This is a genomic window from Enterobacter cloacae complex sp. SHL012, assembly GCF_049237505.1.
Classification (GTDB): domain Bacteria; phylum Pseudomonadota; class Gammaproteobacteria; order Enterobacterales; family Enterobacteriaceae; genus Enterobacter; species Enterobacter kobei.
In genome coordinates this window covers 175,091-199,018 of the sequence record NZ_JBMKIZ010000001.1, presented here as the reverse complement: position 1 = coordinate 199,018, position 23,928 = coordinate 175,091, and the positions used below count along the sequence as shown (strand labels likewise).

At 55.6% G+C, this 23,928-nt stretch carries 22 protein-coding genes; 17 read left to right on the top strand and 5 right to left on the bottom strand.

From position 1 onward, the window contains the following. Positions 1-136 precede the first annotated feature (136 nt). Positions 137-1,783 (bottom strand): class I fumarate hydratase FumA, encoded by a 1,647-nt coding sequence (gene fumA / locus ACOTY9_RS01020; protein WP_348565555.1) that lies wholly within the window; start codon positions 1,781-1,783, stop codon positions 137-139. Between the two features lie 199 nt (positions 1,784-1,982). Between fumA and manA the strand changes: the two genes are divergently transcribed. After that, a complete protein-coding gene (manA, locus tag ACOTY9_RS01015) occupies positions 1,983-3,158 on the top strand; it encodes a mannose-6-phosphate isomerase (protein ID WP_348565556.1) in 1,176 nt (391 codons plus the stop codon). Positions 3,159-3,257: 99 nt separating this feature from the next. Next, entirely contained in the window at positions 3,258-4,790 is a 1,533-nt protein-coding gene (locus ACOTY9_RS01010; protein ID WP_050862541.1) for a YdgA family protein, read from the top strand. Positions 4,791-4,894: 104 nt separating this feature from the next. Here the strand turns inward: ACOTY9_RS01010 and ACOTY9_RS01005 are convergent, their stop codons facing one another. Then, a complete protein-coding gene (locus ACOTY9_RS01005; RefSeq protein WP_014883587.1) occupies positions 4,895-5,923 on the bottom strand; it encodes a Mal regulon transcriptional regulator MalI in 1,029 nt (342 codons plus the stop codon). Positions 5,924-6,100: 177 nt separating this feature from the next. On the opposite strand from ACOTY9_RS01005, the gene malX reads away from it, so the two are divergent. From malX to add, 3 genes are all read left to right on the top strand, one after another. After that, complete coding sequence (gene malX, locus ACOTY9_RS01000) at positions 6,101-7,693, top strand: maltose/glucose-specific PTS transporter subunit IIBC (protein ID WP_045269488.1); 1,593 nt, start codon at positions 6,101-6,103, stop codon at positions 7,691-7,693. A gap of 48 nt (positions 7,694-7,741) precedes the next feature. Continuing rightward, positions 7,742-8,914, top strand: a complete 1,173-nt coding sequence (locus ACOTY9_RS00995) for a MalY/PatB family protein (protein WP_348565557.1) — start codon at positions 7,742-7,744, stop codon at positions 8,912-8,914. Positions 8,915-9,010: 96 nt separating this feature from the next. Then, entirely contained in the window at positions 9,011-10,012 is a 1,002-nt protein-coding gene (gene add, locus ACOTY9_RS00990) for an adenosine deaminase (protein ID WP_023332825.1), read from the top strand. A 52-nt stretch (positions 10,013-10,064) separates the two neighbouring features. Here add and ACOTY9_RS00985 read toward each other — a convergent pair whose 3' ends face one another. After that, positions 10,065-11,105, bottom strand: a complete 1,041-nt coding sequence (locus tag ACOTY9_RS00985; protein WP_023337193.1) for an oxidoreductase — start codon at positions 11,103-11,105, stop codon at positions 10,065-10,067. Between the two features lie 243 nt (positions 11,106-11,348). Here ACOTY9_RS00985 and blr point away from each other — a divergent pair, with 243 nt between their 5' ends. The 12 genes from blr to gstA all read left to right on the top strand — a co-directional run bounded on the left by blr (position 11,349) and on the right by gstA (position 21,624). Next, entirely contained in the window at positions 11,349-11,474 is a 126-nt protein-coding gene (blr, locus tag ACOTY9_RS00980; RefSeq protein WP_168112406.1) for a division septum protein Blr, read from the top strand. 231 nt (positions 11,475-11,705) lie between these two features. Next, a complete protein-coding gene (gene ydgT / locus ACOTY9_RS00975) occupies positions 11,706-11,921 on the top strand; it encodes a transcription modulator YdgT (RefSeq protein WP_013096896.1) in 216 nt (71 codons plus the stop codon). An 86-nt stretch (positions 11,922-12,007) separates the two neighbouring features. Next, positions 12,008-12,448, top strand: a complete 441-nt coding sequence (locus tag ACOTY9_RS00970; RefSeq protein WP_014883582.1) for a DUF2569 domain-containing protein — start codon at positions 12,008-12,010, stop codon at positions 12,446-12,448. Positions 12,449-12,524: 76 nt separating this feature from the next. Continuing rightward, the gene (rsxA, locus tag ACOTY9_RS00965) at positions 12,525-13,106 is read left to right on the top strand and encodes an electron transport complex subunit RsxA (protein ID WP_014883581.1); all 582 of its coding nucleotides are present in this window, start codon (positions 12,525-12,527) and stop codon (positions 13,104-13,106) included. Next, the gene (gene rsxB, locus ACOTY9_RS00960; RefSeq protein WP_023337191.1) at positions 13,106-13,684 is read left to right on the top strand and encodes an electron transport complex subunit RsxB; all 579 of its coding nucleotides are present in this window, start codon (positions 13,106-13,108) and stop codon (positions 13,682-13,684) included. Before rsxA ends, rsxB begins: the two co-directional genes overlap by 1 nt. Continuing rightward, positions 13,677-15,794: an electron transport complex subunit RsxC gene (gene rsxC, locus ACOTY9_RS00955; RefSeq protein ID WP_047344992.1), complete on the top strand. Its 2,118-nt coding sequence runs from the start codon at positions 13,677-13,679 to the stop codon at positions 15,792-15,794. The genes rsxB and rsxC overlap by 8 nt, the downstream gene beginning before the upstream one ends. Further along, positions 15,795-16,847, top strand: a complete 1,053-nt coding sequence (gene rsxD, locus ACOTY9_RS00950) for an electron transport complex subunit RsxD (RefSeq protein ID WP_023332821.1) — start codon at positions 15,795-15,797, stop codon at positions 16,845-16,847. A 10-nt stretch (positions 16,848-16,857) separates the two neighbouring features. Beyond that, the gene (gene rsxG / locus ACOTY9_RS00945) at positions 16,858-17,478 is read left to right on the top strand and encodes an electron transport complex subunit RsxG (protein ID WP_063667285.1); all 621 of its coding nucleotides are present in this window, start codon (positions 16,858-16,860) and stop codon (positions 17,476-17,478) included. Between the two features lie 2 nt (positions 17,479-17,480). After that, entirely contained in the window at positions 17,481-18,167 is a 687-nt protein-coding gene (locus tag ACOTY9_RS00940) for an electron transport complex subunit E (RefSeq protein WP_023337188.1), read from the top strand. Beyond that, a complete protein-coding gene (nth, locus tag ACOTY9_RS00935; RefSeq protein WP_348565558.1) occupies positions 18,164-18,799 on the top strand; it encodes an endonuclease III in 636 nt (211 codons plus the stop codon). Before ACOTY9_RS00940 ends, nth begins: the two co-directional genes overlap by 4 nt. Before the next feature lie 605 nt (positions 18,800-19,404). Then, positions 19,405-20,913: a dipeptide/tripeptide permease DtpA gene (dtpA, locus tag ACOTY9_RS00930; RefSeq protein WP_348565559.1), complete on the top strand. Its 1,509-nt coding sequence runs from the start codon at positions 19,405-19,407 to the stop codon at positions 20,911-20,913. Between the two features lie 105 nt (positions 20,914-21,018). After that, positions 21,019-21,624: a glutathione transferase GstA gene (gstA, locus tag ACOTY9_RS00925; protein ID WP_014883574.1), complete on the top strand. Its 606-nt coding sequence runs from the start codon at positions 21,019-21,021 to the stop codon at positions 21,622-21,624. 77 nt (positions 21,625-21,701) lie between these two features. On the opposite strand, the gene pdxY is transcribed toward gstA, so the two are convergent. Together pdxY and tyrS are read right to left on the bottom strand one after the other, a co-directional pair. Further along, on the bottom strand, positions 21,702-22,562 hold the full coding sequence (gene pdxY / locus ACOTY9_RS00920) for a pyridoxal kinase PdxY (protein ID WP_247170765.1): 861 nt from the start codon (positions 22,560-22,562) through the stop codon (positions 21,702-21,704). A gap of 66 nt (positions 22,563-22,628) precedes the next feature. After that, positions 22,629-23,903: a tyrosine--tRNA ligase gene (gene tyrS / locus ACOTY9_RS00915; protein WP_348565560.1), complete on the bottom strand. Its 1,275-nt coding sequence runs from the start codon at positions 23,901-23,903 to the stop codon at positions 22,629-22,631. Positions 23,904-23,928: the final 25 nt, after the last annotated feature.

Sequence of the window (23,928 nt, the reverse complement as noted above, 5' to 3'; positions counted from 1 at the left end):
TTTCTCCTTGATAACACTGTCGGGATTGCTCACATGCTTAAGAGATAAGTATTGATGACTTCTGAGAAACGTTATGGCGCTTTGTGCGCTCTTCTTGGAGTCGGGTGGCGGCTACGCCACCCGACAAGGTTTTAACTTACTTCACACACGCTGAACACTGGGACGACTGGATTTGCTTGAAGAAGTCGTTACCTTTGTCATCCACCAGGATAAACGCCGGGAAATCTTCCACTTCAATTTTCCAGATGGCTTCCATACCCAGTTCCGGGTATTCCACGCATTCCAGGCTCTTGATACTGCCCTGCGCAAGGACCGCCGCCGGGCCGCCGATGCTGCCCAGGTAGAAACCGCCATGCTTATGGCATGCGTCCGTTACCTGCTGGCTACGGTTGCCTTTTGCCAGCATGATCATGCTGCCGCCGTTGGCCTGCAGCTGGTCAACGTAGGAGTCCATACGGCCCGCCGTGGTAGGACCTAACGAGCCGGAAGCATAGCCTTCAGGCGTTTTGGCCGGTCCTGCGTAGTAGATCGGGTGATCTTTAATGTACTGCGGCAGCCCTTCACCGTTATCCAGCCGCTCTTTCAGCTTCGCGTGCGCAATGTCACGGCCGACGATAATCGTGCCGTTCAGAGAGAGGCGAGTCGACACCGGGTACTGAGAAAGCTGGGCCAGGATCTCTTTCATCGGACGGTTGAGGTCAACGCGAACCGCTTCCCCCTCACCCGCTTTACGCAGTTCTTCCGGGATGTATTTGCCTGGGTTGTTTTCCAGTTTTTCGATCCAGATGCCTTCGCGGTTGATCTTCGCCTTGATGTTGCGATCCGCAGAGCAGGAAACGCCCATGCCGACCGGGCAGGATGCACCGTGACGCGGCAGACGGATCACGCGCACGTCGTGAGCAAAGTATTTACCGCCAAACTGTGCGCCGAGCCCCAGGTTACGCGCTTCTTCCAGTAGCTCCTGCTCAAGCTGCACGTCGCGGAATGCCTGGCCGTGTTCATTACCTTCCGTTGGCAGACCGTCATAGTATTTGGTTGAGGCCAGTTTGACGGTTTTCAGCGTGCTCTCAGCCGAGGTACCGCCAATCACAAACGCGATGTGGTACGGCGGGCATGCAGCCGTACCGAGAGTACGCATTTTCTCGACCAGGTAGTTCTTCAGCTTGCCCGGGGTGAGCTGCGCTTTGGTTTCCTGGTAGAGATAGGTTTTGTTGGCCGAACCGCCGCCTTTGGCGATGCAGAGGAATTTGTACTCATCACCGTCGACGCTGTAGAGATCTATCTGTGCGGGCAGGTTGGTGCCGGTGTTGACCTCTTTGTACATATCCAGCGCCGCGTTTTGCGAGTAGCGCAGGTTATCTTCGGTATACGTGTTGTAAACACCGTGGGCCAGCGCCGCTTCATCACCGCCGCCGGTCCAGACGCGCTGGCCTTTTTTACCAACGATAATCGCCGTGCCGGTGTCCTGACAGGTTGGCAGAATGCCTTTCGCCGCGATATCGGAGTTACGCAGGAACTGCAGGGCAACGTATTTATCGTTCTCGCTGGCTTCCGGGTCGCTCAGAATATCGGCTACCTGCTGCTGATGCGCAGGACGGAGCATAAACGAGGCGTCGTGGAAAGCGTGCTGCGCCAGCAGCGTCAGCGCCTGCGGATCCACCTTAAGGATCTCTTGTCCTTCAAACTCAGAAACGGAGACGTGATCGCGGGTTAACAGGTAATACTCGGTCTGATCCTTACTGAGGGGGAAAGGATCCTGATAATGGAAGGGTTTATTCGACATTGTTCTCTCACTTACTGCTTCGGTCTGTTTATTCAGGGCAGATGTTCCGCTGCCCGGCTTAAAAGCGAGTCAGCTTATCCTACACAATTTTTTAACAAAAACTGAGACTAGTACGACTTTTTACATCCACAGGTTACTTCCATGTGGTTTATTGCTTTAATACCCGGAGTTAATTCCACAATTGAATCAGGGCTTGATAATGCAAAAACTCATTAACTCAGTGCAAAACTACGCCTGGGGAAGTAAAACTGCGTTAACGGATCTCTACGGTATCGCTAACCCCAACAACCTGCCGATGGCAGAGCTGTGGATGGGGGCACACCCGAAGAGCAGCTCAAAAATTGCAGACGCCAGCGGCCAGGTACGCAGCCTGCGTGACGTGATCGATGCCGATAAATCCGCGCTGTTGGGCGACAACGTTGCTCAGCGCTTCGGTGAACTGCCGTTCCTGTTTAAAGTCCTGTGTGCCGACCAGCCGCTCTCCATCCAGGTTCACCCGAACAAAAAAGCTTCTGAAATCGGCTTTGCGAAAGAGAACGCGGCGGGTATCCCGTTAGACGCTGCCGAGCGTAACTACAAAGATCCGAATCACAAGCCGGAACTGGTCTTTGCGCTGACCCCGTTCCTGGCGATGAACGCATTCCGCGAATTTTCCGAGATCGTTTCCCTGCTGCAACCGGTCGCGGGTGCTAACAAGGCTATCGCCCACTTCCTTGAAAACCCGAATGCCGACGCGCTGAGCCAGCTGTTTGCCAGCCTGCTGAATATGCAGGGTGAAGAGAAATCTCACGCGCTGGCGGTGCTGAAAGCGACGCTGGACAGCCAGCACGGTGAACCGTGGGAAACCATCCGTCTGATTTCCGCGTTCTACCCGGACGACAGCGGCCTGTTCTCTCCCCTGCTGCTGAACGTGGTGAAACTGAACCCGGGCGAAGCGATGTTCCTGTTCGCGGAAACCCCGCACGCCTACCTGCAGGGCGTGGCGCTGGAGGTGATGGCCAACTCCGATAACGTGCTGCGCGCGGGCCTGACGCCGAAATATATCGATATTCCTGAGCTGGTTGCCAACGTGAAGTTTGTGGCAAAACCGGCAGGTGAGCTGCTCACCCAGCCTGTCAAAACAGGTGCAGAGCTGGACTTCCCGATCCCGGTGGACGATTTTGCCTTCTCCCTGCACGACCTGAGCCCGACCGAAACCACCATTGCGCAGGAGAGTGCAGCAATCCTGTTCTGTGTCGAAGGCGAAGCCACGCTGCACAAAGGTGAACAGCGTCTGGTACTTAAGTCCGGTGAGTCAGCGTTCGTTGCAGCGAATGAGTCTCCGGTTAGCGTAAGCGGCACCGGTCGCCTGGCGCGCGTTTTCAATAAGCTTTAAGCACTTACTGAATTTTTTAACAACTCTTGCTAAGCTAGTTGCAGGCTTAATATCTCCGGGCGGTTTTTACCGCCTGGTTTCATTTTAGGGATAGTCGCAATGAAAAAATCGGTCGTAGCGGTTGGAGTGATTGTAGCGTTAGGCGTGGTCTGGACGGGTGCCTCCTGGTTTACCGGGAAACAGCTGGAAGGCCGTCTGGCTGAGATGGTGGCACAGGCTAATGGAGAGATTAAGCGCAGCGCGCCGGAAGCAGGTCTGGAACTGAGCTATCAGAACTATCAGCGCGGCGTGTTCACCAGCCATATGCAACTGGTGGTGAAGCCAATGGCCGGTAATGAAAACGGCTGGCTGAAGCCAGGCCAGAGCGTGGTGCTGGATGAAGTCGTCAGCCACGGTCCGCTCCCGCTGGCACAGTTGAAATCGTTTAATCTGATACCGTCCATGGCATCAGTTCACACCGTGCTGGTGAATAACGACGTCACTAAACCGTTGTTTGATCTGGCAAAGAATGAATCCCCTTTCGACATTAACACCCGCATCAGCTACTCCGGTGATACCAGTTCCGATATTGCCCTAAAAGCGCTGAACTATGAGAAAGAGAATGAGAAAGTCGCCTTCAGCGGCGGCAATTTCAAAGTCGACGCGGATCGGGATGGCAATGTCTTCTCCCTGACGGGTGAAGCGGAAAGCGGCCTGGTCAACGCCGTAAACGAATACAACCAAAAAGTTCAGCTCACCTTCAATAAGCTGAAGGCCGACGGCAACAGCCGTATGACCGATTTTAAAGAGCGTATCGGCGATCAGACGCTCTCCGTTGATAAGATTGCTATCGCGATTGAAGGTAAAGAGATGGCCGTGCTGGAAGGCATGGACGTCAACGGCAAATCCGACGTTTCCAAAGACGGGAAAAGCATCAACACCCAGCTGGACTACTCGCTGAAAAGCCTGAAGGTACAGAACCAGGATCTGGGCACCGGCAAACTCTCGTTGAAGATCGGCAATATCGACGGCCAGGCGTGGCATGAATTTAGCCAGAAATACAGCAAAGAGAGCCAGGCGTTGCTGACCAATACCGCCCTGCAACAGAACCCGGAAGCGTATCAGCAGCAGGCGATGGCGGTGCTGTTCAACAACCTGCCGATCCTGCTGAAAGGCGAGCCGGTGATCACCGTTGCACCTCTGAGCTGGAAAAACAGCAAAGGCGAAACCAACTTCAACCTGTCTCTGTTCCTGAAAGATCCGGCAACCGCAACGGGTGAACCGCAGACGCTGGCGCAGGAAGTGGATCGCAGCGTGAAGTCCCTCGACAGCAAGCTGACTATCCCGATGGATATGGCAACCGAGTTTATGACCCAGATTGCGAAGCTGGAAGGCTACGGCGACGAAGACGCCGGTAAACTGGCGAACCAGCAGGTGAAAGGCCTGGCGGCGATGGGCCAGATGTTCCGCATCACGAAGGTGGAAAACAATACTATCTCCACCAGCCTGCAGTACACCAACGGTCAGGTTACGCTCAACGGCGACAAAATGCCGCTGGAAGACTTCGTCGGCATGTTTGGTATGCCGACGCTGGGGATGCCGGGACCGGCTGAACCCGCAGCGCCAGCCGAACCGGCGGCACCGCAGCAGTAAACGTCAAAACCCCTCTCATGAGGGGTTTTTTATTGCCGGGTGGCGCTGACGCTTACCCGGCCTACGATCGGGGGCCGTTGCCGCCGGGCGATGTGCAGAGGCGTTTATTTCACGGTGACCAGGCGCGCCGCCACAATCTGGTGCCCGGCCTGGACATCCGTATTCTCGATGCGCTGCATGATTCTGTCCGCCAGCGTATAACCCATCTCCCGCGCGGGGGTGGTGGCCCAGACGATCGGCAGGTCATCCAGCGCGTTTTCACCGACGTCGGCGAACGCCCCCAGCGAGACCTGGTGGCCAAAGAAGGTTTCCACCCCGCCCTCACCGCTCTGCCGCCCGGCGCGGATCAGGCCAAACCAGGCCCCCATAGCAATCACATCGTTGTAGCAAATCACGGCGCTGATCGTCGGGTTGCTTCGCAACAGCGCATTTATCGCTTCAGCCGCTTTCTTCTGGCTGGATTCACATTCAACAACCCATTCACTGTGGAACGGCAGACCGTATTTGATCAACGTCGCGCAGTAGCCGCCGACCCGTTCGGCGCGGGTCAGGGACGAACTTTTACCCCCCAGCCAGGCAATGCGCTGATGACCGCGACGAATAAGATGCTCGGTCAACATTTGCGCGGCCTGCATGTTATCCGGACGCAGCGTATCCGCTTCGTCCAGGTAGCTGGCGCGCGAAGCAAAGACCAGCGGCACGCCTTTTTCGGCGGCACGCTCGCACAGTTCGCTACCCACGCCCGACGCCCCGGCGACGATCACCCCGTCCACGCCCTGGTTGAGCAGCATATCCAGCCGGGAAAGGAGCTGATCGGCTTCGCGTCCGCCGTGCAGCAGAAAAACCATCCGCCCCTGCGCTTCAAGCGCCTCGGTTAACCCGGCGGTCAATTCTGCATAAAACGGAGACGTCAGATCCCGGACAATCAGGCCAATCACCCCGCTTTGCCCACCGCGCAGCGCCGACGCCTGGCGGTTACGCACAAAGCCTAATTGTTCAACCGCCTCGTTAACTCGCTGCCCGGTGGCAGGCGAGATGCGCCCTTTTCCGCTCAGCACCAGAGAAACGGTACTGACGGAGACCCCCGCCGCCAGCGCGACATCGTTGATGGTGATTTTTTTCGCTACAGCCATGTGTCGGCGTGACTCCCTGAAATGAGATCGGTAAAACGTTTTATCAATACGTTATCTTTATACTACCAGTCAAAGCCTGAGAATGTGATTTAGCGCGCACTAAACTTTGATAAAACGTTTTATCTTCTCGCAGCATTGAAGCAGATAAACTGATTTTAACAATAAAGGAGTCGTTTTATGACGGCGAAAGCAGCACAAAAAATATCGCTGTGGGAGTTTTTCCAGCAATTGGGTAAAACCTTTATGCTGCCTGTGGCACTCCTCTCGTTCTGTGGGATCATGCTCGGGATCGGTAGCTCACTGAGCAGTAAAGACGTCATTACCCTGATCCCGTTCCTCGGTACCCCCGTACTGCAGGCAATCTTCATCTGGATGAGTAAAGTCGGCTCCTTCGCATTTAGCTTCCTGCCTGTGATGTTCTGTATCGCTATCCCGCTGGGCCTGGCGCGCGAGAACAAAGGTGTGGCGGCGTTTGCCGGTTTTGTGGGTTACGCAGTGATGAACCTGGCGGTTAACTTCTGGCTGACCGCGAAAGGCATTCTGCCGACCACCGACGCTGCCGTGCTGAAAGCCAATAACATTCAGAGCGTGATTGGTATCCAGTCGATTGATACCGGGATCCTCGGCGCGGTGATCGCCGGGGTGATTATCTGGATGCTGCACGAGCGCTTCCACAATATTCGCCTGCCGGATGCCCTGGCCTTCTTCGGCGGTACCCGCTTTGTACCAATTATTACCCTGGTGGTGATGGGTCTGTTTGGTTTGATCATTCCGCTGATCTGGCCAGTCTTTGCGATGGGCATCAACGGTATTGGCCGCATCATTAACGGCGCGGGCGATTTTGGTCCGATGATCTTCGGTACCGGTGAGCGTCTGCTGCTGCCGTTTGGCCTGCAGCATATCCTGGTCGCCCTGATTCGCTTCACCGAAGCGGGCGGAACCATGGAGGTGTGCGGTCACGATGTGAGCGGCGCGCTGACCATCTTCCAGGCGCAGCTGAGCTGCCCGACCACTCATGGCTTCTCTGAAAGCGCCACCCGCTTCCTGTCTCAGGGTAAAATGCCAGCCTTCCTTGGCGGCCTGCCGGGTGCGGCACTGGCGATGTACCACTGCGCGCGTCCGGAAAACCGCCATAAAATTAAAGGGCTGCTGATCTCCGGCGTGATCGCCTGCGTCGTCGGCGGGACCACTGAGCCTATCGAATTCCTGTTCCTGTTTGTTGCGCCGGTGCTGTATCTCATCCACGCCGTGCTGACCGGTCTGGGCTTTACCGTCATGGCGGTGCTGGGCGTCACTATCGGTAATACCGACGGCAACGTGATTGACTTCGTGGTGTTCGGTATCCTGCATGGTCTTTCCACCAAGTGGTATCTGGTACCGGTCGTGGCGGCCATCTGGTTTGCGGTGTACTACGGCATCTTCCGCTTCGCCATTACCCGCTTCAACCTGAAAACGCCAGGCCGTGATGTTGAAACAGCCACCAGCGTCGAACAGGCAGTTGCAGGAACCGTGGGCAAATCCGGCTATAACACCCCTGCCATTCTGGCGGCGCTGGGCGGTGCGGATAACATTACCTCGCTGGATAACTGCATTACCCGCCTGCGTTTGTCGGTGGCGGATATGTCAAAAGTGGATACCAACGCCCTGAAAGCCAACCGGGCGATCGGCGTGGTACAGTTAAATCAGCACAATTTGCAGGTGGTTATCGGCCCGCAGGTACAGTCGGTGAAAGATGAGCTGGCAACCCTGATGCGAACAGTAGAAGCCTGATGCCCCGCCCCCTCGCTCTGAGGGGGTTTTACTTAAAGGACTCACGTGATGTTTGATTTCTCTACCGTCGTGGATCGTCACGGCACCTGGTGTACACAGTGGGACTACGTCGCCGACCGTTTTGGCGCGCCCGACCTGCTGCCCTTCACCATCTCGGATATGGATTTCGCCACCGCCCCCTGCATTACTGACGCGCTGCATCAGCGCATCAACCACGGCGTGTTTGGCTACAGCCGCTGGAAAAACGATGAATTTCTCGCCGCCGTCGCGTACTGGTTCCGCCAGCGCTTTAACAGCCACATTGATACCGAAACCATCGTGTATGGCCCTTCCGTCATCTACATGGTGTCCGAGCTGATTCGTCTCTGGTCCGCTCCTGGCGACAGCGTGGTGGTGCACACCCCGGCATACGATGCGTTTTACAAAGCCATTGAAGGCAATGGGCGTCATGTGGTGCCGGTTGAGATGGAAAAGCATGCTTCTGGCTGGCTGGGCAATATGGCTGCTCTGGAAGCGGCACTGGCGAAACCGGAAAATAGAATCCTGCTCCTGTGCAGCCCGCAAAACCCAACCGGTAAGGTCTGGACCCGCGAAGAATTGACCCACATGGCAGAGTTGTGCGCGCGCCATAACGTTGCGGTCATCAGCGATGAAATTCATATGGACATGGTGTGGGGTGCGCATCGTCACACGCCGTGGAATGAGGTGGCGCGCGGCAAATGGGCGCTGCTAACCTCCGGCTCGAAAAGCTTTAATATTCCGGCGCTGACGGGCGCTTACGGCCTGATAGGTGAAGAAGAGAGTCGTAACGGCTATCTCGGCGCCTTAAAAGGCCGGGACGGACTCTCTTCCCCCTCCGTACTGGCACTGACGGCGCATATCGCCGCCTACCAGCAGGGAGCGCCGTGGCTGGATGCCCTAAGGCACTATCTCGAAGAAAATCTGCTGTATATCGCGCAGGAATTAAACAGTGCTTTTCCGAAACTGAACTGGCAGCCGCCGGAGGCCACCTATCTGGCCTGGGTTGATCTGCGCCCGCTAAATATTGATGACCGCGCGCTACAAAAAGTACTGATTGAGCACCAAAAAGTGGCCATCATGCCGGGATATACCTACGGAAACGAAGGTAACGGTTTCGTGCGCCTGAACGCAGGCTGCCCGCGCAGCAAGCTGGAACAAGGGGTGAAACGCCTCATTGCCGGGATTAACACGCTCCTGTAATCAGTTTGCGCAACGGAATATTCCCTTGCGCAAATAGCTTTTTACCCCGTTTTGTTTTTATAATATGGCGCACTTTAACCAGAAAAGAGTGCGACCATGATTGATACACGCCTGCCTTTAACTGATATTCATCGTCACCTTGACGGTAACATTCGTGCCCAAACCATCCTCGATCTTGGCCGCCAGTACAATTTAACGCTTCCCGCTCAAACGCTGGAGTCATTGATCCCGCACGTTCAGGTCACCTCTAATGAACCTGACCTCGTCAGCTTCCTGAGCAAACTCGACTGGGGCGTGAAGATGCTGGCCTCGCTGGATGCCTGCCGCCGCGTGGCGTTTGAGAACATTGAAGATGCGGCCCGTAACGGCCTGCACTACGTTGAGCTGCGCTTCTCGCCGGGCTATATGGCGATGACCCACAACCTGCCCGTTGCAGGCGTGGTGGAAGCCGTGATTGAAGGCGTCCGCCAGGGCTGTGAAACCTACGATGTCCAGGCCCGTCTGATTGGTATTATGAGCCGTACGTTTGGCGAAGCGGCCTGCCTGCAGGAGCTGGAGGCGCTGCTGGCCCATCGCGATGCCATCACTGCCGTCGATCTCGCCGGTGATGAACTGGGCTTCCCGGGCAGCCTGTTCCTCTCTCACTTCAACCGCGCACGCGATGCCGGCTGGCACATTACCGTTCATGCGGGTGAAGCGGCAGGTCCGGAAAGTATCTGGCAGGCCATTCGTGAGCTCGGCGCCGAGCGTATCGGTCACGGCGTGAAGGCGGTAGAAGACCGTGCCCTGATGGATTTCCTCGCAGAACAGCGTATCGGGATTGAATCGTGCCTGACGTCCAATATTCAGACCAGCACCGTGGCAACGCTCGCGCAGCACCCGCTGAAAACCTTCCTGGAACACGGCGTGCTGGCCTCGCTGAACACTGACGATCCGGCGGTACAGGGCGTGGATATCATCCACGAATACAATAACGCCGCACCGCAGGCGGGTCTGAGCCGCGAGCAGATCCGTCAGGCGCAGATCAACGGTCTGGAAATTGCGTTCCTGACGCCGGAAGAGAAGCAGGCTCTGCGGAATAAAGTGGCAACCGCGTAAGCCTTTTTGCCGGGTGGCGGCTGCGCCTTACCCGGCCTACAGTATCTGAACCCTATGCCAGACAGAGCGTGGCGCGATGTTTGGCAGATTCGATACCCAGCTCAATCAGCTCCATAATCTGAATCGCCTGGCTGGCCGGAACCGGATTTTCTCCTGTTCCGTTCAACGCATCGCGAATAGCCGCATAATAGGCCGGATAGTTGCCCGGCATCGTCAGCAACGTTTCCTCAACCAGTTCCTCACCTTCAACCCGCGTGACCACGCCGTCGCGCATATCATAGCCCCAGTCTTCCTGCGGCAAACGCTCACCGTTTTTAAGACGGTCTTCCTGTGGATCGAGGCCAAACTTCACATAGCTTCCCCGCGTGCCGTGAATGATATAACGGGCAGATTCCGCGGCCGCGACCATCGTTCCATGCAGCACGATGCGGCGCTGCGGATAACTTAACACCGCGTGGAAGTAATCGGTCGTCTGCGCCCCGGGTCTGAGCTGGGCCAGATCGACCGTCATGCTCACCGGCAGACCAAACAGGTTGACAGCCTGGTCCAAAAGATGAGGGGCTAAATCGTACCAGATGCCGCTCCCCGGACCGGCCTGCTCCCGCCAGCGGTTTCTTACCTGCGGGCGAAAACGGTCAAAGTGCGATTCAAAAAAGAGGATCTCGCCTAACGTACCTTCGCTGAGTAGCGTTTTTACCGTCAGGAAGTCGCTGTCCCAACGGCGGTTATGAAAAACGGAAAGCAGTCTGCCCAGGCCTTTTGCCAGCGCGTCCAGTTCACGCGCCTGTGACAACGTCACCGTGAAAGGTTTATCAACAATGACGTGCTTTCCTGCTTCCAGCGCGGCTTTTGCCAGGGGGAAATGCGTGTCGTTAGGTGTAGGGATGACAATTAAATCAATATTCGGATCGTTGAAGAGATGTTTTGGCTCAGAGACAACCGGCACGGAAGGCCAGTCGGCATGGACTTTGGTAGCATCGCTACTGGATACTGCTGCCAGCATCATTCCGGGCGTTCCGGCTATCAGAGGTGCATGAAACGTTTTGCTCGCGTACCCATAACCTATCAGACCGACGCGGATATTATCACTCATAGTGCCGTCCTCTTTTATGACGTTCTTATTTCACACTGGCAAGCCTGGCATAAGCGCAGATTAATAATGTGCCGTATGACTTAAAATAGCAGGTTGTGGCGGTTGTTTTCGTTACATAGTATTAACCTTCTGATTTTGTTTAAGGGAACCGTTCCCAAAGCGCTTGCCGTTGGTGAGGCCTCGCTGTAACATTTGCGCCCTGTATTTATGGATAAAGTACAATTACGAGTCATGACATCAATTATTAATCGAATCATTGAATTAGCGGGATGGATTGTTCTTGGGGTATCGGTCATTTTGCTCGGCGTTGCCAGCCACATCGATAACTACCAGCCGCCGGAGCCTGTCACAGTCGCCCAACCTAAGTAACCGGTTACTGCAATAACGAGTGACATATTATGTCAGTTACGTATTGCCAGCCCAGGTGAACACGGTTAACCTTCTCTTCCAGGCATCGTCTGATGCCTGAATTTCAGCAAAGAAAACTCCTAATTTCGTCGCGTTACCTGAGTGGGCTGTTTACGTCTTTATTAATCCGTTTATTATTCGAACGAATTACCTTAACGGGTATTACTCACTTTTATATGGAAACTTATTAATATGACAGTTCAGGACTATTTATTAAAATTTCGCAAGATCAATTCGCTTGAGAGCCTGGAAAAACTGTTTGACCACCTGAACTACACCCTGTCGGATAATCAGGACATCATCAATATGTATCGCGCCGCCGATCATCGCCGTGCGGAGCTGGTCTCCGGCGGTCGTTTGTTCAACGTCGGTGAAGTGCCTAAGTCTGTCTGGCGTTACGTTTTATAAGAAAGTAGCCATCCGCGCGAAATGTTATATACTCTCCGCCCTGCAAACTGGCTGTACAACATTTCGCGCAGATTATGGGAGAGTTCATGACCGCAACGCCTGGAGAACGCATTGGAGGCTGGTTAATCGCCCCACTGGCATGGCTGCTGGTTGCCTTGTTAAGCGCATCGCTTGCGCTGCTGCTTTATACCACCGCACTGATCACCCCTCACGCTATTCAGACCCTGATGTCGCAAAGTGTGCTTAATATTGCGATGTGGTTTGTGTCCTTCGTTTTCGCGATCGGCATGTGGTACTACACCCTGTGGCTGACCATCGCCTTCTTCAAACGCCGCAAAGGGGTGCCTAAGCACTATATTATCTGGCTGTTAATCTCAGTCCTGCTGGCAGTCAAGGCGTTTGCGTTCTCGCCGGTGTCTGACGCGCTTGCGGTCCGCCAGCTACTTTTCCCGTTACTGGCCGCGGCGCTGCTGGTGCCCTATTTCAAGCGGTCGACGCGGGTAAAAAACACCTTTGTGAACCCGTAATAACCTTACAGATAACCTGTTGTCGCCTGACCCGGTTTGTCCGATAATAGGCGGCTTTTTTATTTCAGGCTAAATAATGACCGATTACTTACTGCTCTTTGTCGGCACTGTGCTGGTTAACAACTTCGTTCTGGTGAAGTTCCTTGGCCTGTGCCCGTTTATGGGCGTTTCCAAAAAACTGGAAACGGCGATGGGCATGGGGCTGGCAACCACCTTCGTCATGACGATGGCATCGATTTGCGCGTGGTTGATTGATACCTGGATCCTCATTCCGCTGGGGTTAATCTACCTCCGTACGCTGGCATTTATTCTGGTCATTGCCGTTGTTGTGCAATTTACCGAAATGGTGGTGCGTAAAACCAGTCCGGCGCTCTATCGCCTGCTCGGTATCTTCCTGCCGCTGATCACCACAAACTGCGCGGTACTCGGCGTGGCGCTGTTGAACATCAACCTTGGCCATAACTTTATGCAGTCGGCGCTGTACGGTTTTTCCGCCGCCGTCGGTTTCTCGTTCGTAATGGTCCTGTTCGCCTCGATTCGCGAACGTCTGGCCGCTGCGGATATCCCTGCGCCTTTCCGCGGTAACGCGATTGCGCTGGTCACCGCGGGTTTAATGTCTCTGGCCTTTATGGGCTTCAGTGGTCTGGTGAAGTTGTAATGAATGCTATCTGGATTGCCATCGCCTCTATTAGCGTCCTGGGGTTAGCGTTTGGCCTTATCCTCGGTTACGCCTCCCGCCGTTTCGCGGTAGAGGACGATCCCGTTGTAGAAAAAATTGATGAGCTTCTGCCGCAAAGCCAGTGTGGGCAGTGCGGCTACCCTGGCTGTCGCCCTTACGCTGAAGCGGTGGGCATTCAGGGTGAGAAAATTAACCGCTGTGCGCCCGGCGGCGAAGCGGTGATGCTGAAAATTGCGGCCCTGCTTAACGTTGACCCACAGCCCGTTGATGGCGATGCGGATGTGCAGGAGCCGGTCCGCGCCCTCGCCGTGATCGACGAGGCAAATTGCATCGGCTGCACTAAATGTATTCAGGCCTGCCCGGTTGATGCCATTGTTGGTGCCACCCGCGCCATGCATACCGTCGTGGCGGATCTGTGCACCGGCTGTAACCTCTGCGTAGCCCCCTGCCCGACGCAATGTATTACGCTGCGCCCGGTTGAAGCGACTACCGAAAGCTGGAAGTGGGATCTTCAAACCATTCCGGTTCGCAACATTCCTGTGGAACAACATGCTTAAGTTATTTTCTGCTTTCAGAAAAGAGAAGATCTGGGACTTTGACGGCGGTATTCATCCGCCGGAGATGAAAACCCAGTCTAACGGCACGCCGCTGCGCCAGATTCCGCTGGCGACGCGTTACGTCATGCCGCTCAAGCAGCATATCGGCGCGGAAGGTGAGCTGTGCGTAAAAGAAGGTGATACCGTCCTTCGCGGTCAGCCGCTGACCTTTGGTCGCGGACGTATGCTGCCTGTACACGCCCCAACGTCCGGTAAAGTGATCGCGATTGCCCCTCATACGGTGGCGCATCCGTCGGCACTTTCAGAGCTGAGCGTGATCATTGAAGCCGACGGCGAAGATCGCTGGATCGAACGTGACGGCTGGAGCGACTATCGCAGCCAGAGCCGCGAAGCGCTTATCGAGCGCATTCACCAGTTCGGCGTTGCCGGGCTGGGCGGCGCGGGCTTCCCTACCGGCGTCAAGCTGCGCGGCGGTAGCGATAAAATCCAGACGCTGATTATCAATGCCGCAGAGTGCGAGCCGTATATCACCGCCGACGATCGTCTGATGCAGGATTGCGCCGCTCAGGTAGTGGAAGGCATCCGTATCCTCGCGCATATTTTGCAGCCGCGAGAAGTGCTGATTGGTATCGAAGACAATAAACCGCAGGCTATCTCCATGCTGCGCGCCGTGCTGGCGGGTAGCCATGATATCGCCCTGCGCGTCATTCCGACCAAGTACCCGTCTGGCGGCGCAAAACAGCTGACGCAAATCCTCACCGGGAAGCAAGTGCCACACGGCGGACGCTCTTCGGATATCGGCGTGCTGATGCAAAACGTCGGCACCGCTTATGCCGTGAAACGTGCGGTGATTGACGGCGAGCCGTTAACCGAACGAGTCGTGACGCTGACTGGCGAATCGGTCTCCCGTCCGGGTAACGTCTGGGCGCGCCTCGGTACGCCGGTGCGTCATTTGCTGGAGCAGGCTGAATTCTGCCCGGGTACCGATCAGATGGTGATCATGGGTGGCCCTCTGATGGGCTTTACCCTGCCATGGCTGGATGTCCCGGTAGTCAAAATCACGAACTGTCTGCTTGCTCCCTCTTCCACCGAGATGGGCGAAGTGCAGGAAGAGAAAGGCTGCATCCGCTGTAGCGCCTGTGCCGATGCCTGTCCGGCGGATCTGCTCCCGCAGCAGCTTTACTGGTACAGCAAAGGCCAGCTACACGATAAAGCCAAAGCGCATAACCTGGCCGACTGCATCGAATGCGGCGCCTGCGCCTGGGTCTGCCCAAGCAATATTCCGCTGGTGCAATACTTCCGCCAGGAGAAGGCCGAAATTTATGCCATCTCCATGGAAGAAAAACGTGCAGCAGAAGCCAAAGCGCGCTTTGAAGCACGTCAGGCGCGGCTGGAACGTGAAAAAGCGGCCCGTCAGGAGCGTCATAAGCAGGCCGCCGTCCAGCCTGGCGAAAAAGATCAGGATGCAATTAACGCCGCCCTGGCACGCGTTCGCGAGAAAAAAGCCAATGCTGCCCAGACGGTGGTGATCCCTGCAGGTGAGAAGCCTGACAACAGTGAAGCCATCGCCGCGCGTGAAGCACGCAAGGCTGCGGCTCGCGCACGTCAGGCAGAAAAAGCGCAAACAGCGCAACCGGATGGGGAGGTCGATCCACGCAAAGCCGCTGTCGAGGCGGCGATTGCCCGTGCCAAAGCCCGTAAGGCCGGGGATCAGCAGGTGATGGTTGAACAGGACGCGGTCGATCCGCGTAAAGCCGCTGTTGAAGCCGCGATTGCCCGCGCCAAAGCGCGTAAAGCAGCGCAGCAGGCACCTGCAGCAGAACCAGAAGCACCGGTTGATCCGCGTAAAGCCGCTGTTGAAGCCGCGATTGCCCGCGCCAAAGCGCGTAAAGCGGCGCAGCAGGCACCTGCAGCAGAACCAGAAGCACCGGTTGACCCGCGTAAAGCTGCCGTTGAAGCGGCGATAGCCCGCGCCAAAGCCCGTAAAGCAGCGCAGCAGGAAGAGCAGCCGCAGGCCGCTAACGATGACCCGCGCAAGGCCGCCGTCGCTGCCGCGATTGCGCGCGTTCAGGCGAAGAAAGCCGCACAGCAAGCCGTTAACGAGGATTAAATGGTTTTCAGAATCGCAAGTTCCCCTTACACCCATAATCAGCGTCAGACATCGCGTATTATGATGCTGGTTTGCCTGGCCGCGCTGCCGGGTATTGCCGTTCAGTGCTGGTTTTTCGGCTGGGGAACCCTGTTCCAGATAGCCCTGGGCTGTATCAGCGCCGTAGCGGCAGAGGCGCTGGTGCTGAAGCTTCGCAAGATGACGGTCTCCCGCATTCTTGCCGACAACTCCGCGCTGCTGACCGGCCTGCTGCTGGCCATCAGTATTCCGCCGTTTGCCCCGTGGTGGATGGTCGTCCTCGGTACCGTTTTTGCCGTGATTATTGCCAAACAGCTGTATGGCGGGCTCGGCCATAACCCGTTTAACCCGGCGATGATCGGCTATGTGGTGCTGCTGATCTCCTTCCCGGTACAGATGACCAGCTGGCTGCCACCGCATGACATTGCCGCCACGGTGCCAGGCTTTATGGATGCCCTGCACGTGATCTTTACCGGCCATACGGCGCTCGGCGCGGATATGAACGCGCTGCGTATGGGCGTGGACGGCATCAGCCAGGCGACGCCGCTCGATACGTTCAAAACGTCCCTGCATGCCGGGCACAGCGTCGAGCAAATCATGAAATCCGCCATCTACAGCGGTATGCTCGCGGGCGCAGGCTGGCAGTGGGTTAACCTGGCGTATCTGCTGGGTGGCCTGTTCCTGCTGCAGCAGAAGGCCATCCGCTGGCATATTCCGGTCAGCTTCCTCGTGACGCTGGCGGTTTGTGCCACCCTTGGCTGGGTCTTCTCCCCTGAGTCGCTGGCCAGCCCGCAGATGCATTTGCTCTCCGGTGCAACGATGCTGGGCGCGTTCTTTATCCTGACCGATCCGGTGACGGCGTCTACGACTAACCGTGGCCGCTTAATCTTCGGTGCGCTGGCAGGACTGCTGGTCTGGCTCATCCGTAGCTTTGGCGGTTATCCGGACGGGGTGGCGTTTGCCGTCCTGCTCGCCAACATCACCGTTCCACTCATCGACTATTACACGCGCCCGCGCGTGTACGGCCATCGTTAAGGGTGTCGCGATGCTGAAAACAATGCAAAAACATGGCGTCACGCTGGCCGTTTTCGCCGCCGTACTCACCGGAATGACGGCGCTGGTGAATGAGCTGACCAAATCGACCATTGATGAACAGGCGGTGAAGCAGCAAAAAGCGCTGTTCGATCAGGTGATCCCGTCGGATTTTTACGATAATGACCTGCAAAAGAGCTGCTTCGTGGTAGACGCGCCGCAGCTTGGAAAAGGCCCACACCGCCTGTTTATCGCCCGCAAAGGGGATAAACCGGTCGGCGCGGTAATGGAGGCGACGGCGCCCGACGGCTATTCCGGCGCCATTCAGCTGCTCGTCGGCAGCGATTTCTCCGGTACCATACTGGGCACCCGCGTGACGCAACATCATGAAACGCCGGGCCTGGGCGATAAAATTGAAACCCGTCTGAGCAACTGGATTTTAGCTTTCGCTGGTAAAGTGATTCATGGCGAAGATGACACCGCGTTTGCGGTGAAAAAAGACGGCGGCGAGTTTGACCAGTTCACGGGCGCGACCATCACGCCGCGCGCGGTGGTGAACGCCGTAAAACGGGCCGGGCTGTATGCTGAAACGCTACCCGCGCAAATCAACAATCTTCCGGCCTGTGGAGAGTGATCATGAGCCAGGTTAAAGAGGTTATTGTCCAGGGACTGTGGAAGAACAACTCCGCGCTGGTTCAGCTGCTGGGGATGTGCCCACTGCTGGCCGTGACGTCAACGGCCACCAATGCTCTTGGTCTCGGTCTGGCAACGACGCTGGTGCTGACTCTGACCAACCTCTCCATCTCCGCCCTGCGCCGCTGGACCCCGTCGGAAATCCGTATTCCGATTTACGTTATGATCATTGCGTCGGTGGTCAGTATCGTCCAGATGCTGATTAACGCCTACGCCTTCGGTCTGTATCAGTCGCTCGGGATTTTTATCCCTCTGATCGTCACCAACTGTATTGTGGTCGGGCGTGCGGAAGCCTTCGCCGTGAAAAATAGTCCGGCCATGTCGGCGCTGGATGGTTTTTCGATTGGTATGGGTGCGACCGGTGCGATGTTCGTGCTCGGCTCACTGCGCGAGATCCTCGGCAACGGGACGCTGTTTGACGGTGCCGATGCGCTGCTGGGCGGCTGGGCCAAATCGCTACGTATCGAGGTGTTCCATACTGATACGCCATTCCTGCTGGCGATGCTGCCACCTGGCGCGTTTATTGGCCTTGGCATGATGCTGGCAGTAAAATACCTGATTGATGAAAAACGTAAGCGACGCGCAGCAGAGCGTAGCGTCCAGGAAGGGATCCCCGAGAAGGCCTCATGAATAAAGAAAAGCGCATTGCGATCCTGACCCGTCTGCGGGACGAGAACCCACATCCGACGACGGAGCTGAATTTTACCTCCCCGTTTGAGCTGCTGATCGCCGTGTTGCTCTCTGCACAGGCTACCGATGTGAGCGTCAATAAAGCGACCGCCCTGCTCTATCCGGTCGCTAACACGCCAAAAGCGATGCTGGAGCTCGGCGTGGAAGGCGTGAAGTCTTATATCAAAACCATCGGATTGTTTAACAGCAAAGCAGAGAATGTGATTAAAACCTGCCGGATCTTGCTGGAACAGCACGGCGGTGAGGTGCCGGAAGACCGCGCAGCGCTGGAAGCGTTGCCGGGTGTAGGACGCAAAACCGCGAACGTGGTGCTTAATACGGCGTTCGGCTGGCCGACGATCGCCGTGGATACGCATATCTTCCGTGTTTCTAACCGCACCAACTTCGCCCCCGGTAAAAACGTTGAGCAGGTTGAAGAGAAGCTGTTAAAAGTGGTGCCCGCCGAATTCAAGGTTGACTGCCATCACTGGCTGATTTTGCACGGCCGTTATACCTGCATCGCCCGTAAACCTCGTTGCGGCTCCTGCATTATTGAAGACCTCTGTGAATACAAAGAAAAAGTTTATCACTGAATTGCTGGTCTGAACAATCACAATCCCACATCAGGAGAAGGCCTTCCAAACGTCCCTCTCCTGACCATAAATCATCCGCCTCTTGCCCCTGCTGACTTGTCACTTGTTCGGCGCGTTAACGCTCAAACAGGTTAATACTTTTTTCATAGCCAAAAATTTCTATACATCTGTGATCGCGATCACTCTGATAACTTCATGTTGATTTTTTGTTGTCAAAATCATCCCAAAGCCTTTGCCAGACAAGATATAACCGATCAGAACCGGAAGATAAGACCAGCTATTTTTCAGAATATGGGCTATATCACTGCCACAAACGGCAAATAGCAGAACATATCGCCAAAAGCCGATCGGGGAGGGGGAATACCAGTTGAAAAAACTACCTTTACTCACCGTATGAAATTTAACGCTGAATAACATTTGCATGAACCGACGATTATACCACCCCATATAAATGTAACAGATTATTACAAACGTATTGCCAGACGGGTCAGGATAGTGAACATTACCCGCCGTTTCTCCTCCCAATATAACTATAAGGCGGATGGACTACGGCCATCACGCTATGAACACCCCCGTTAATATGGGATGTAAAAAAAGAGGTATATGTGTCGACTGCAAACAATAAACCAACAGATGAAAGCGTGAGTCTTAACGCTTTTAAACAACCGAAAGCGTTTTATCTCATCTTCTCTATCGAGTTATGGGAGCGTTTTGGTTACTACGGCCTGCAAGGGATCATGGCGGTTTACCTGGTAAAACAGCTGGGTATGTCCGAAGCCGATTCCATCACGCTGTTCTCCTCCTTCAGTGCCCTCGTATACGGCCTGGTTGCTATCGGCGGCTGGCTGGGTGATAAAGTTCTCGGCACCAAACGTGTCATCATGCTGGGCGCCATTGTTCTGGCGATTGGCTATGGGCTGGTCGCATGGTCTGGCCATGACGCCGCAGTGGTGTATATGGGTATGGCGACCATTGCTGTCGGTAACGGATTGTTTAAAGCGAACCCGTCTTCCCTGCTCTCTACCTGTTACAGCAAAGATGACCCACGTCTGGACGGTGCATTCACCATGTACTACATGTCCATCAACATCGGTTCATTCTTCTCCATGCTGGCAACACCATGGCTGGCCGCTAAATTCGGCTGGAGCGTGGCGTTTGCGCTGAGCTTCGTGGGCATGCTGATTACCGTAGTGAACTTCTTGTTCTGCCGCAGCTGGGTCAAAGACTACGGTTCAAAACCCGATTTCGAACCCGTCCATATGGGCAAACTGCTGGCGACCATCGTGGGCGTTGTGATTCTGGCGGCAATCGCCACCTGGCTGCTGCACAACCAGGGTATCGCCCGTGCGGTGCTGGGCGTGGTTGCGCTGGGTATCGTGGTCATCTTCGCGAAAGAAGCGTTCGCGATGCAGGGTGCTGCGCGTCGTAAGATGATTGTGGCCTTCATTCTGATGCTGGAAGCGATTATCTTCTTCGTACTGTACAGCCAGATGCCAACCTCTCTGAACTTCTTCGCCATTCGTAACGTTGAGCACTCTATCCTGGGTATCGCGTTCGAGCCGGAGCAGTATCAGGCGCTGAACCCGTTCTGGATCATGATTGGCAGCCCGATTCTGGCAGCTATCTATAACAAGATGGGCGACCGTCTGCCAATGCCGCACAAGTTTGCGATTGGTATGGTGCTGTGCTCCGGTGCGTTCCTGGTGCTGCCGCTGGGTACGAAATTTGCGACCGACGCCGGTATCGTCTCCGTAAACTGGCTGATTCTGAGCTATGCGCTGCAGTCTATCGGCGAACTGATGATCTCCGGTCTGGGCCTGGCGATGGTGGCACAGCTGGTTCCACAGCGTCTGATGGGCTTCATTATGGGTAGCTGGTTCCTGACCACTGCCGGTGCAGCAATTATCGCAGGTAAGATTGCGAACCTGATGGCCGTGCCGGAAAACGTCACTGACCCACTGGTCTCCCTGAATGTCTACGGCACCGTGTTCATGCAGATTGGTATCGCGACAGCGGTGATTGCAGTTCTGATGCTGCTGACCGCGCCGAAACTGAATCGTATGACTCAGGACGACGACAAGACGGCCAGGGCAAGCGAAACCGCGACTGCGTAAGATTATTGAGAAACGACTGTTGAGAAGCCGCTAATGCATTAGCGGCTTTTTTTTTGCCTGTTCGCGCACTAACATAGCTGAAACCTCAGCAAAAAGGAGTTACCGATGAAACTGTTCTACAAACCGGGCGCGTGCTCTCTTGCTTCCCATATCACCCTGCGCGAGAGCGGCAAAGATTTCACGCTCGATGGCGTTGATCTGATGAAAAAGCGTCTGGAGAATGGCGATGATTTCCTTGCCATTAACCCGAAGGGACAAGTTCCAGCGCTGTTGCTGGATGACGGAACTCTGCTGACAGAAGGCGTTGCCATCATGCAATTCCTGGCGGACAACGTACCGGATCGCCAGCTTCTTGCCCCCACCGGCAGCATTGCACGTTATAAGACCCTGGAGTGGTTAAACTATATCGCTACCGAGTTACATAAAGGCTTTACTCCCCTGTTCCGCCCGGATACGCCGGAAGAGTACAAACCGACCCTGCGCGCGCTTCTTGAGAAAAAGCTGCAGTATGTAAACGCGTCGCTGAAAGACGATCAGTGGATTTGTGGTTCCCGTTTCACGATTGCCGATGCCTATCTGTTTACCGTGCTGCGCTGGGCGCGGGCGGTTAAGCTCAATATGGAAGGGTTAGACCATATTACATCGTATATGACCCGTATGGCGGAGCGCCCTGCTGTGGCTGCGGCGCTGAAAGCGGAAGGTCTTAGCTAATATCGCCCGGCGGCGCTTCGCTTGCACGGGCCTACGGGTTTTGTAGGCCGGGTAAGCGCAGCGCCACCCGGCATCGTTTAAAGCCGGGTGGCGCTGAAATAGTGCTCCGGCTTCGCGATACGATCCTGTGCCGCGACGACCTGAAGTTCATATTCCTGCATCTCTTTCGTCGCAATCATGATTTCGTACACCGCCGCAGTCACATGCTCAAGCGCGTCTCTGACCGTTGCACCCTGCAGCAGTTTCACCAGCAGCAGACCGCTGGTCACATCCCCCACTCCCACTGGCTGACGCAGGCCAAAATCCACCAGCGGACGGCTAATATGCCAGGCGTCATCTTTCGTCACCAGCAGCATCTCAAAACGCGACTGGCTCAGCCCGGCGCGGGCGAGATGTTTTATCAGTACAATCTCTGGCCCCTGGGCTATCAGCTCGCGAGACGCGCTTACCGCCTCTTCTACGCTGTTAACCGGGTGCTCGCAGAGGATCTCCAGCTCAATAAGGTTTGGCGCAATGATATCGCTGGCAGGCAGAGCATGGCGAACGTGAAACTCTGCAACACCGGGCGCTACGATACAGCCTTTCTCCGGGTGTCCCATGACGGGGTCGCAGAAGTATTTTGCCGCCGGGTTCGCTGCTTTCACCTGACGCACAATGCCAAGGATGTGCTCCCCCTGCTCGGCTGACCCCAGATAACCGCTCAGAACGGCGTCACAGCGTTTGAGCTGGTCAATATCCGCAATGCCCTGAACCACCTCGGTGAGGTGCGAGGGCGGCATCACGCAGCCGGCCCATTTACCATACTGCGTGTGGTTGGAAAACTGCACGGTGTTGAGGGGCCAGACGTTAGCACCGAGGCGGCGCATCGGGAATTCCGCTGCACTGTTGCCCGCATGGCCAAAAACAACGTGGGACTGAATGGCGAGGATGTTCTTCATCTTTTTCTTACCAAACCCTGAAAAAACAAAAAGGGCGTGGTTTCCCACGCCCCTGGAGACTGTTAATTATTTCCAGCAAACAAGGCAGTAATTTTTCTTACCGCGGCGCAGCAGCGTGTAGCGTCCATACAGACGGTCGCCGTCAACGAAGGTGTATTCCGGGTCAGCCTGTTTCTCACCGTTGATGGTGATCGCGTTAGACGCGATGGTTTTACGCGCCTGTCCGCGAGACGGCTGCAGCTCGGAGACCACCAGCGCCTGCATCAGGTCAGCTCCTTTTTCCATCTCAACCATCGGCACGCCGTCCTGCGCCAGCTGTTCGAAGTCCGCTTCGCTCAGATCGCTCAGCGTACCGTTGAACAGGCTTGCCGTAATGCGTTTCGCCGCCGCCAGACCTTCTTCACCGTGAACCAGTTTGGTCACTTCATCGGCCAGCACATACTGTGCACGCGGTGCTTTACCGCTGTTTTTGTCTTCTTCTTCCAGCGCATTGATGTCTGCAATATCCATGAAGGTGAAGAACTTCAGGAAGCGGTAAACATCGGCGTCCGCCGTGTTGATCCAGAACTGGTAGAATTTGTACGGACTGGTTTTCTTCGGATCCAGCCACACCGCGCCGCCTTCCGTTTTACCGAATTTGGTGCCATCTGCTTTGGTGATCAGTGGAACCGTCAGGCCGAAGACCTGGTTCTGGTGCAGGCGACGGGTCAGGTCGATACCGGACGTGATGTTACCCCACTGGTCAGAACCACCAATCTGCAGGGAAACGCCATGCAGTTTGTTCAGGCAAGCAAAGTCATAGCCCTGCAGCAGGTTATAGGAGAACTCGGTAAAGGAGATACCCTGATCGTCACGGTTCAGGCGCTGCTTCACCGCTTCTTTGTTAATCATCTGGTTAACAGAGAAGTGCTTGCCAATATCACGCAGGAAGGTCAGCACGTTCATGCTGCCAAACCAGTCATAGTTGTTGGCAGCAATGGCAGCGTTATCGCCGCAGTTGAAGTCAAGGAACGGTGCAACCTGTTTACGGATCTTATCCACCCACTCCTGCACGGTATCTTCGGTATTCAGTTTACGCTCAGCGGCTTTAAAGCTTGGGTCACCAATCAGACCGGTTGCACCACCCACCAGAGCAACAGGCTTATGGCCCGCCATCTGGAAGCGTTTCAGGCATAACAATGGAACAAGATGCCCCAAATGCAAGCTGTCAGCGGTGGGATCGAAGCCGCAATAGAGCGCGATCGGGCCTTGCGCCAGTCGCTCTGCTAACGCTTCCTCGTCCGTCACCTGGGCCACGAGGCCCCGCTCTTGCAATTGTTTAATCAAGTTACTGCTTGCCATCAAATTCTCCATGTATAAACGACTG

Excerpts from the sequence above, each read along its gene's own strand:
- fumA (WP_348565555.1), bottom strand. The coding sequence starts at position 1,783 with ATGTCGAATAAACCCTTCCATTATCAGGATCCTTTCCCCCTCAGTAAG.
- manA (WP_348565556.1), top strand. The coding sequence starts at position 1,983 with ATGCAAAAACTCATTAACTCAGTGCAAAACTACGCCTGGGGAAGTAAA.
- ACOTY9_RS01010 (WP_050862541.1), top strand. The coding sequence starts at position 3,258 with ATGAAAAAATCGGTCGTAGCGGTTGGAGTGATTGTAGCGTTAGGCGTG.
- ACOTY9_RS01005 (WP_014883587.1), bottom strand. The coding sequence starts at position 5,923 with ATGGCTGTAGCGAAAAAAATCACCATCAACGATGTCGCGCTGGCGGCG.
- malX (WP_045269488.1), top strand. The coding sequence starts at position 6,101 with ATGACGGCGAAAGCAGCACAAAAAATATCGCTGTGGGAGTTTTTCCAG.
- ACOTY9_RS00995 (WP_348565557.1), top strand. The coding sequence starts at position 7,742 with ATGTTTGATTTCTCTACCGTCGTGGATCGTCACGGCACCTGGTGTACA.
- add (WP_023332825.1), top strand. The coding sequence starts at position 9,011 with ATGATTGATACACGCCTGCCTTTAACTGATATTCATCGTCACCTTGAC.
- ACOTY9_RS00985 (WP_023337193.1), bottom strand. The coding sequence starts at position 11,105 with ATGAGTGATAATATCCGCGTCGGTCTGATAGGTTATGGGTACGCGAGC.
- ydgT (WP_013096896.1), top strand. The coding sequence starts at position 11,706 with ATGACAGTTCAGGACTATTTATTAAAATTTCGCAAGATCAATTCGCTT.
- ACOTY9_RS00970 (WP_014883582.1), top strand. The coding sequence starts at position 12,008 with ATGACCGCAACGCCTGGAGAACGCATTGGAGGCTGGTTAATCGCCCCA.
- rsxA (WP_014883581.1), top strand. The coding sequence starts at position 12,525 with ATGACCGATTACTTACTGCTCTTTGTCGGCACTGTGCTGGTTAACAAC.
- rsxB (WP_023337191.1), top strand. The coding sequence starts at position 13,106 with ATGAATGCTATCTGGATTGCCATCGCCTCTATTAGCGTCCTGGGGTTA.
- rsxC (WP_047344992.1), top strand. The coding sequence starts at position 13,677 with ATGCTTAAGTTATTTTCTGCTTTCAGAAAAGAGAAGATCTGGGACTTT.
- rsxD (WP_023332821.1), top strand. The coding sequence starts at position 15,795 with ATGGTTTTCAGAATCGCAAGTTCCCCTTACACCCATAATCAGCGTCAG.
- rsxG (WP_063667285.1), top strand. The coding sequence starts at position 16,858 with ATGCTGAAAACAATGCAAAAACATGGCGTCACGCTGGCCGTTTTCGCC.
- ACOTY9_RS00940 (WP_023337188.1), top strand. The coding sequence starts at position 17,481 with ATGAGCCAGGTTAAAGAGGTTATTGTCCAGGGACTGTGGAAGAACAAC.
- nth (WP_348565558.1), top strand. The coding sequence starts at position 18,164 with ATGAATAAAGAAAAGCGCATTGCGATCCTGACCCGTCTGCGGGACGAG.
- gstA (WP_014883574.1), top strand. The coding sequence starts at position 21,019 with ATGAAACTGTTCTACAAACCGGGCGCGTGCTCTCTTGCTTCCCATATC.
- pdxY (WP_247170765.1), bottom strand. The coding sequence starts at position 22,562 with ATGAAGAACATCCTCGCCATTCAGTCCCACGTTGTTTTTGGCCATGCG.
- tyrS (WP_348565560.1), bottom strand. The coding sequence starts at position 23,903 with ATGGCAAGCAGTAACTTGATTAAACAATTGCAAGAGCGGGGCCTCGTG.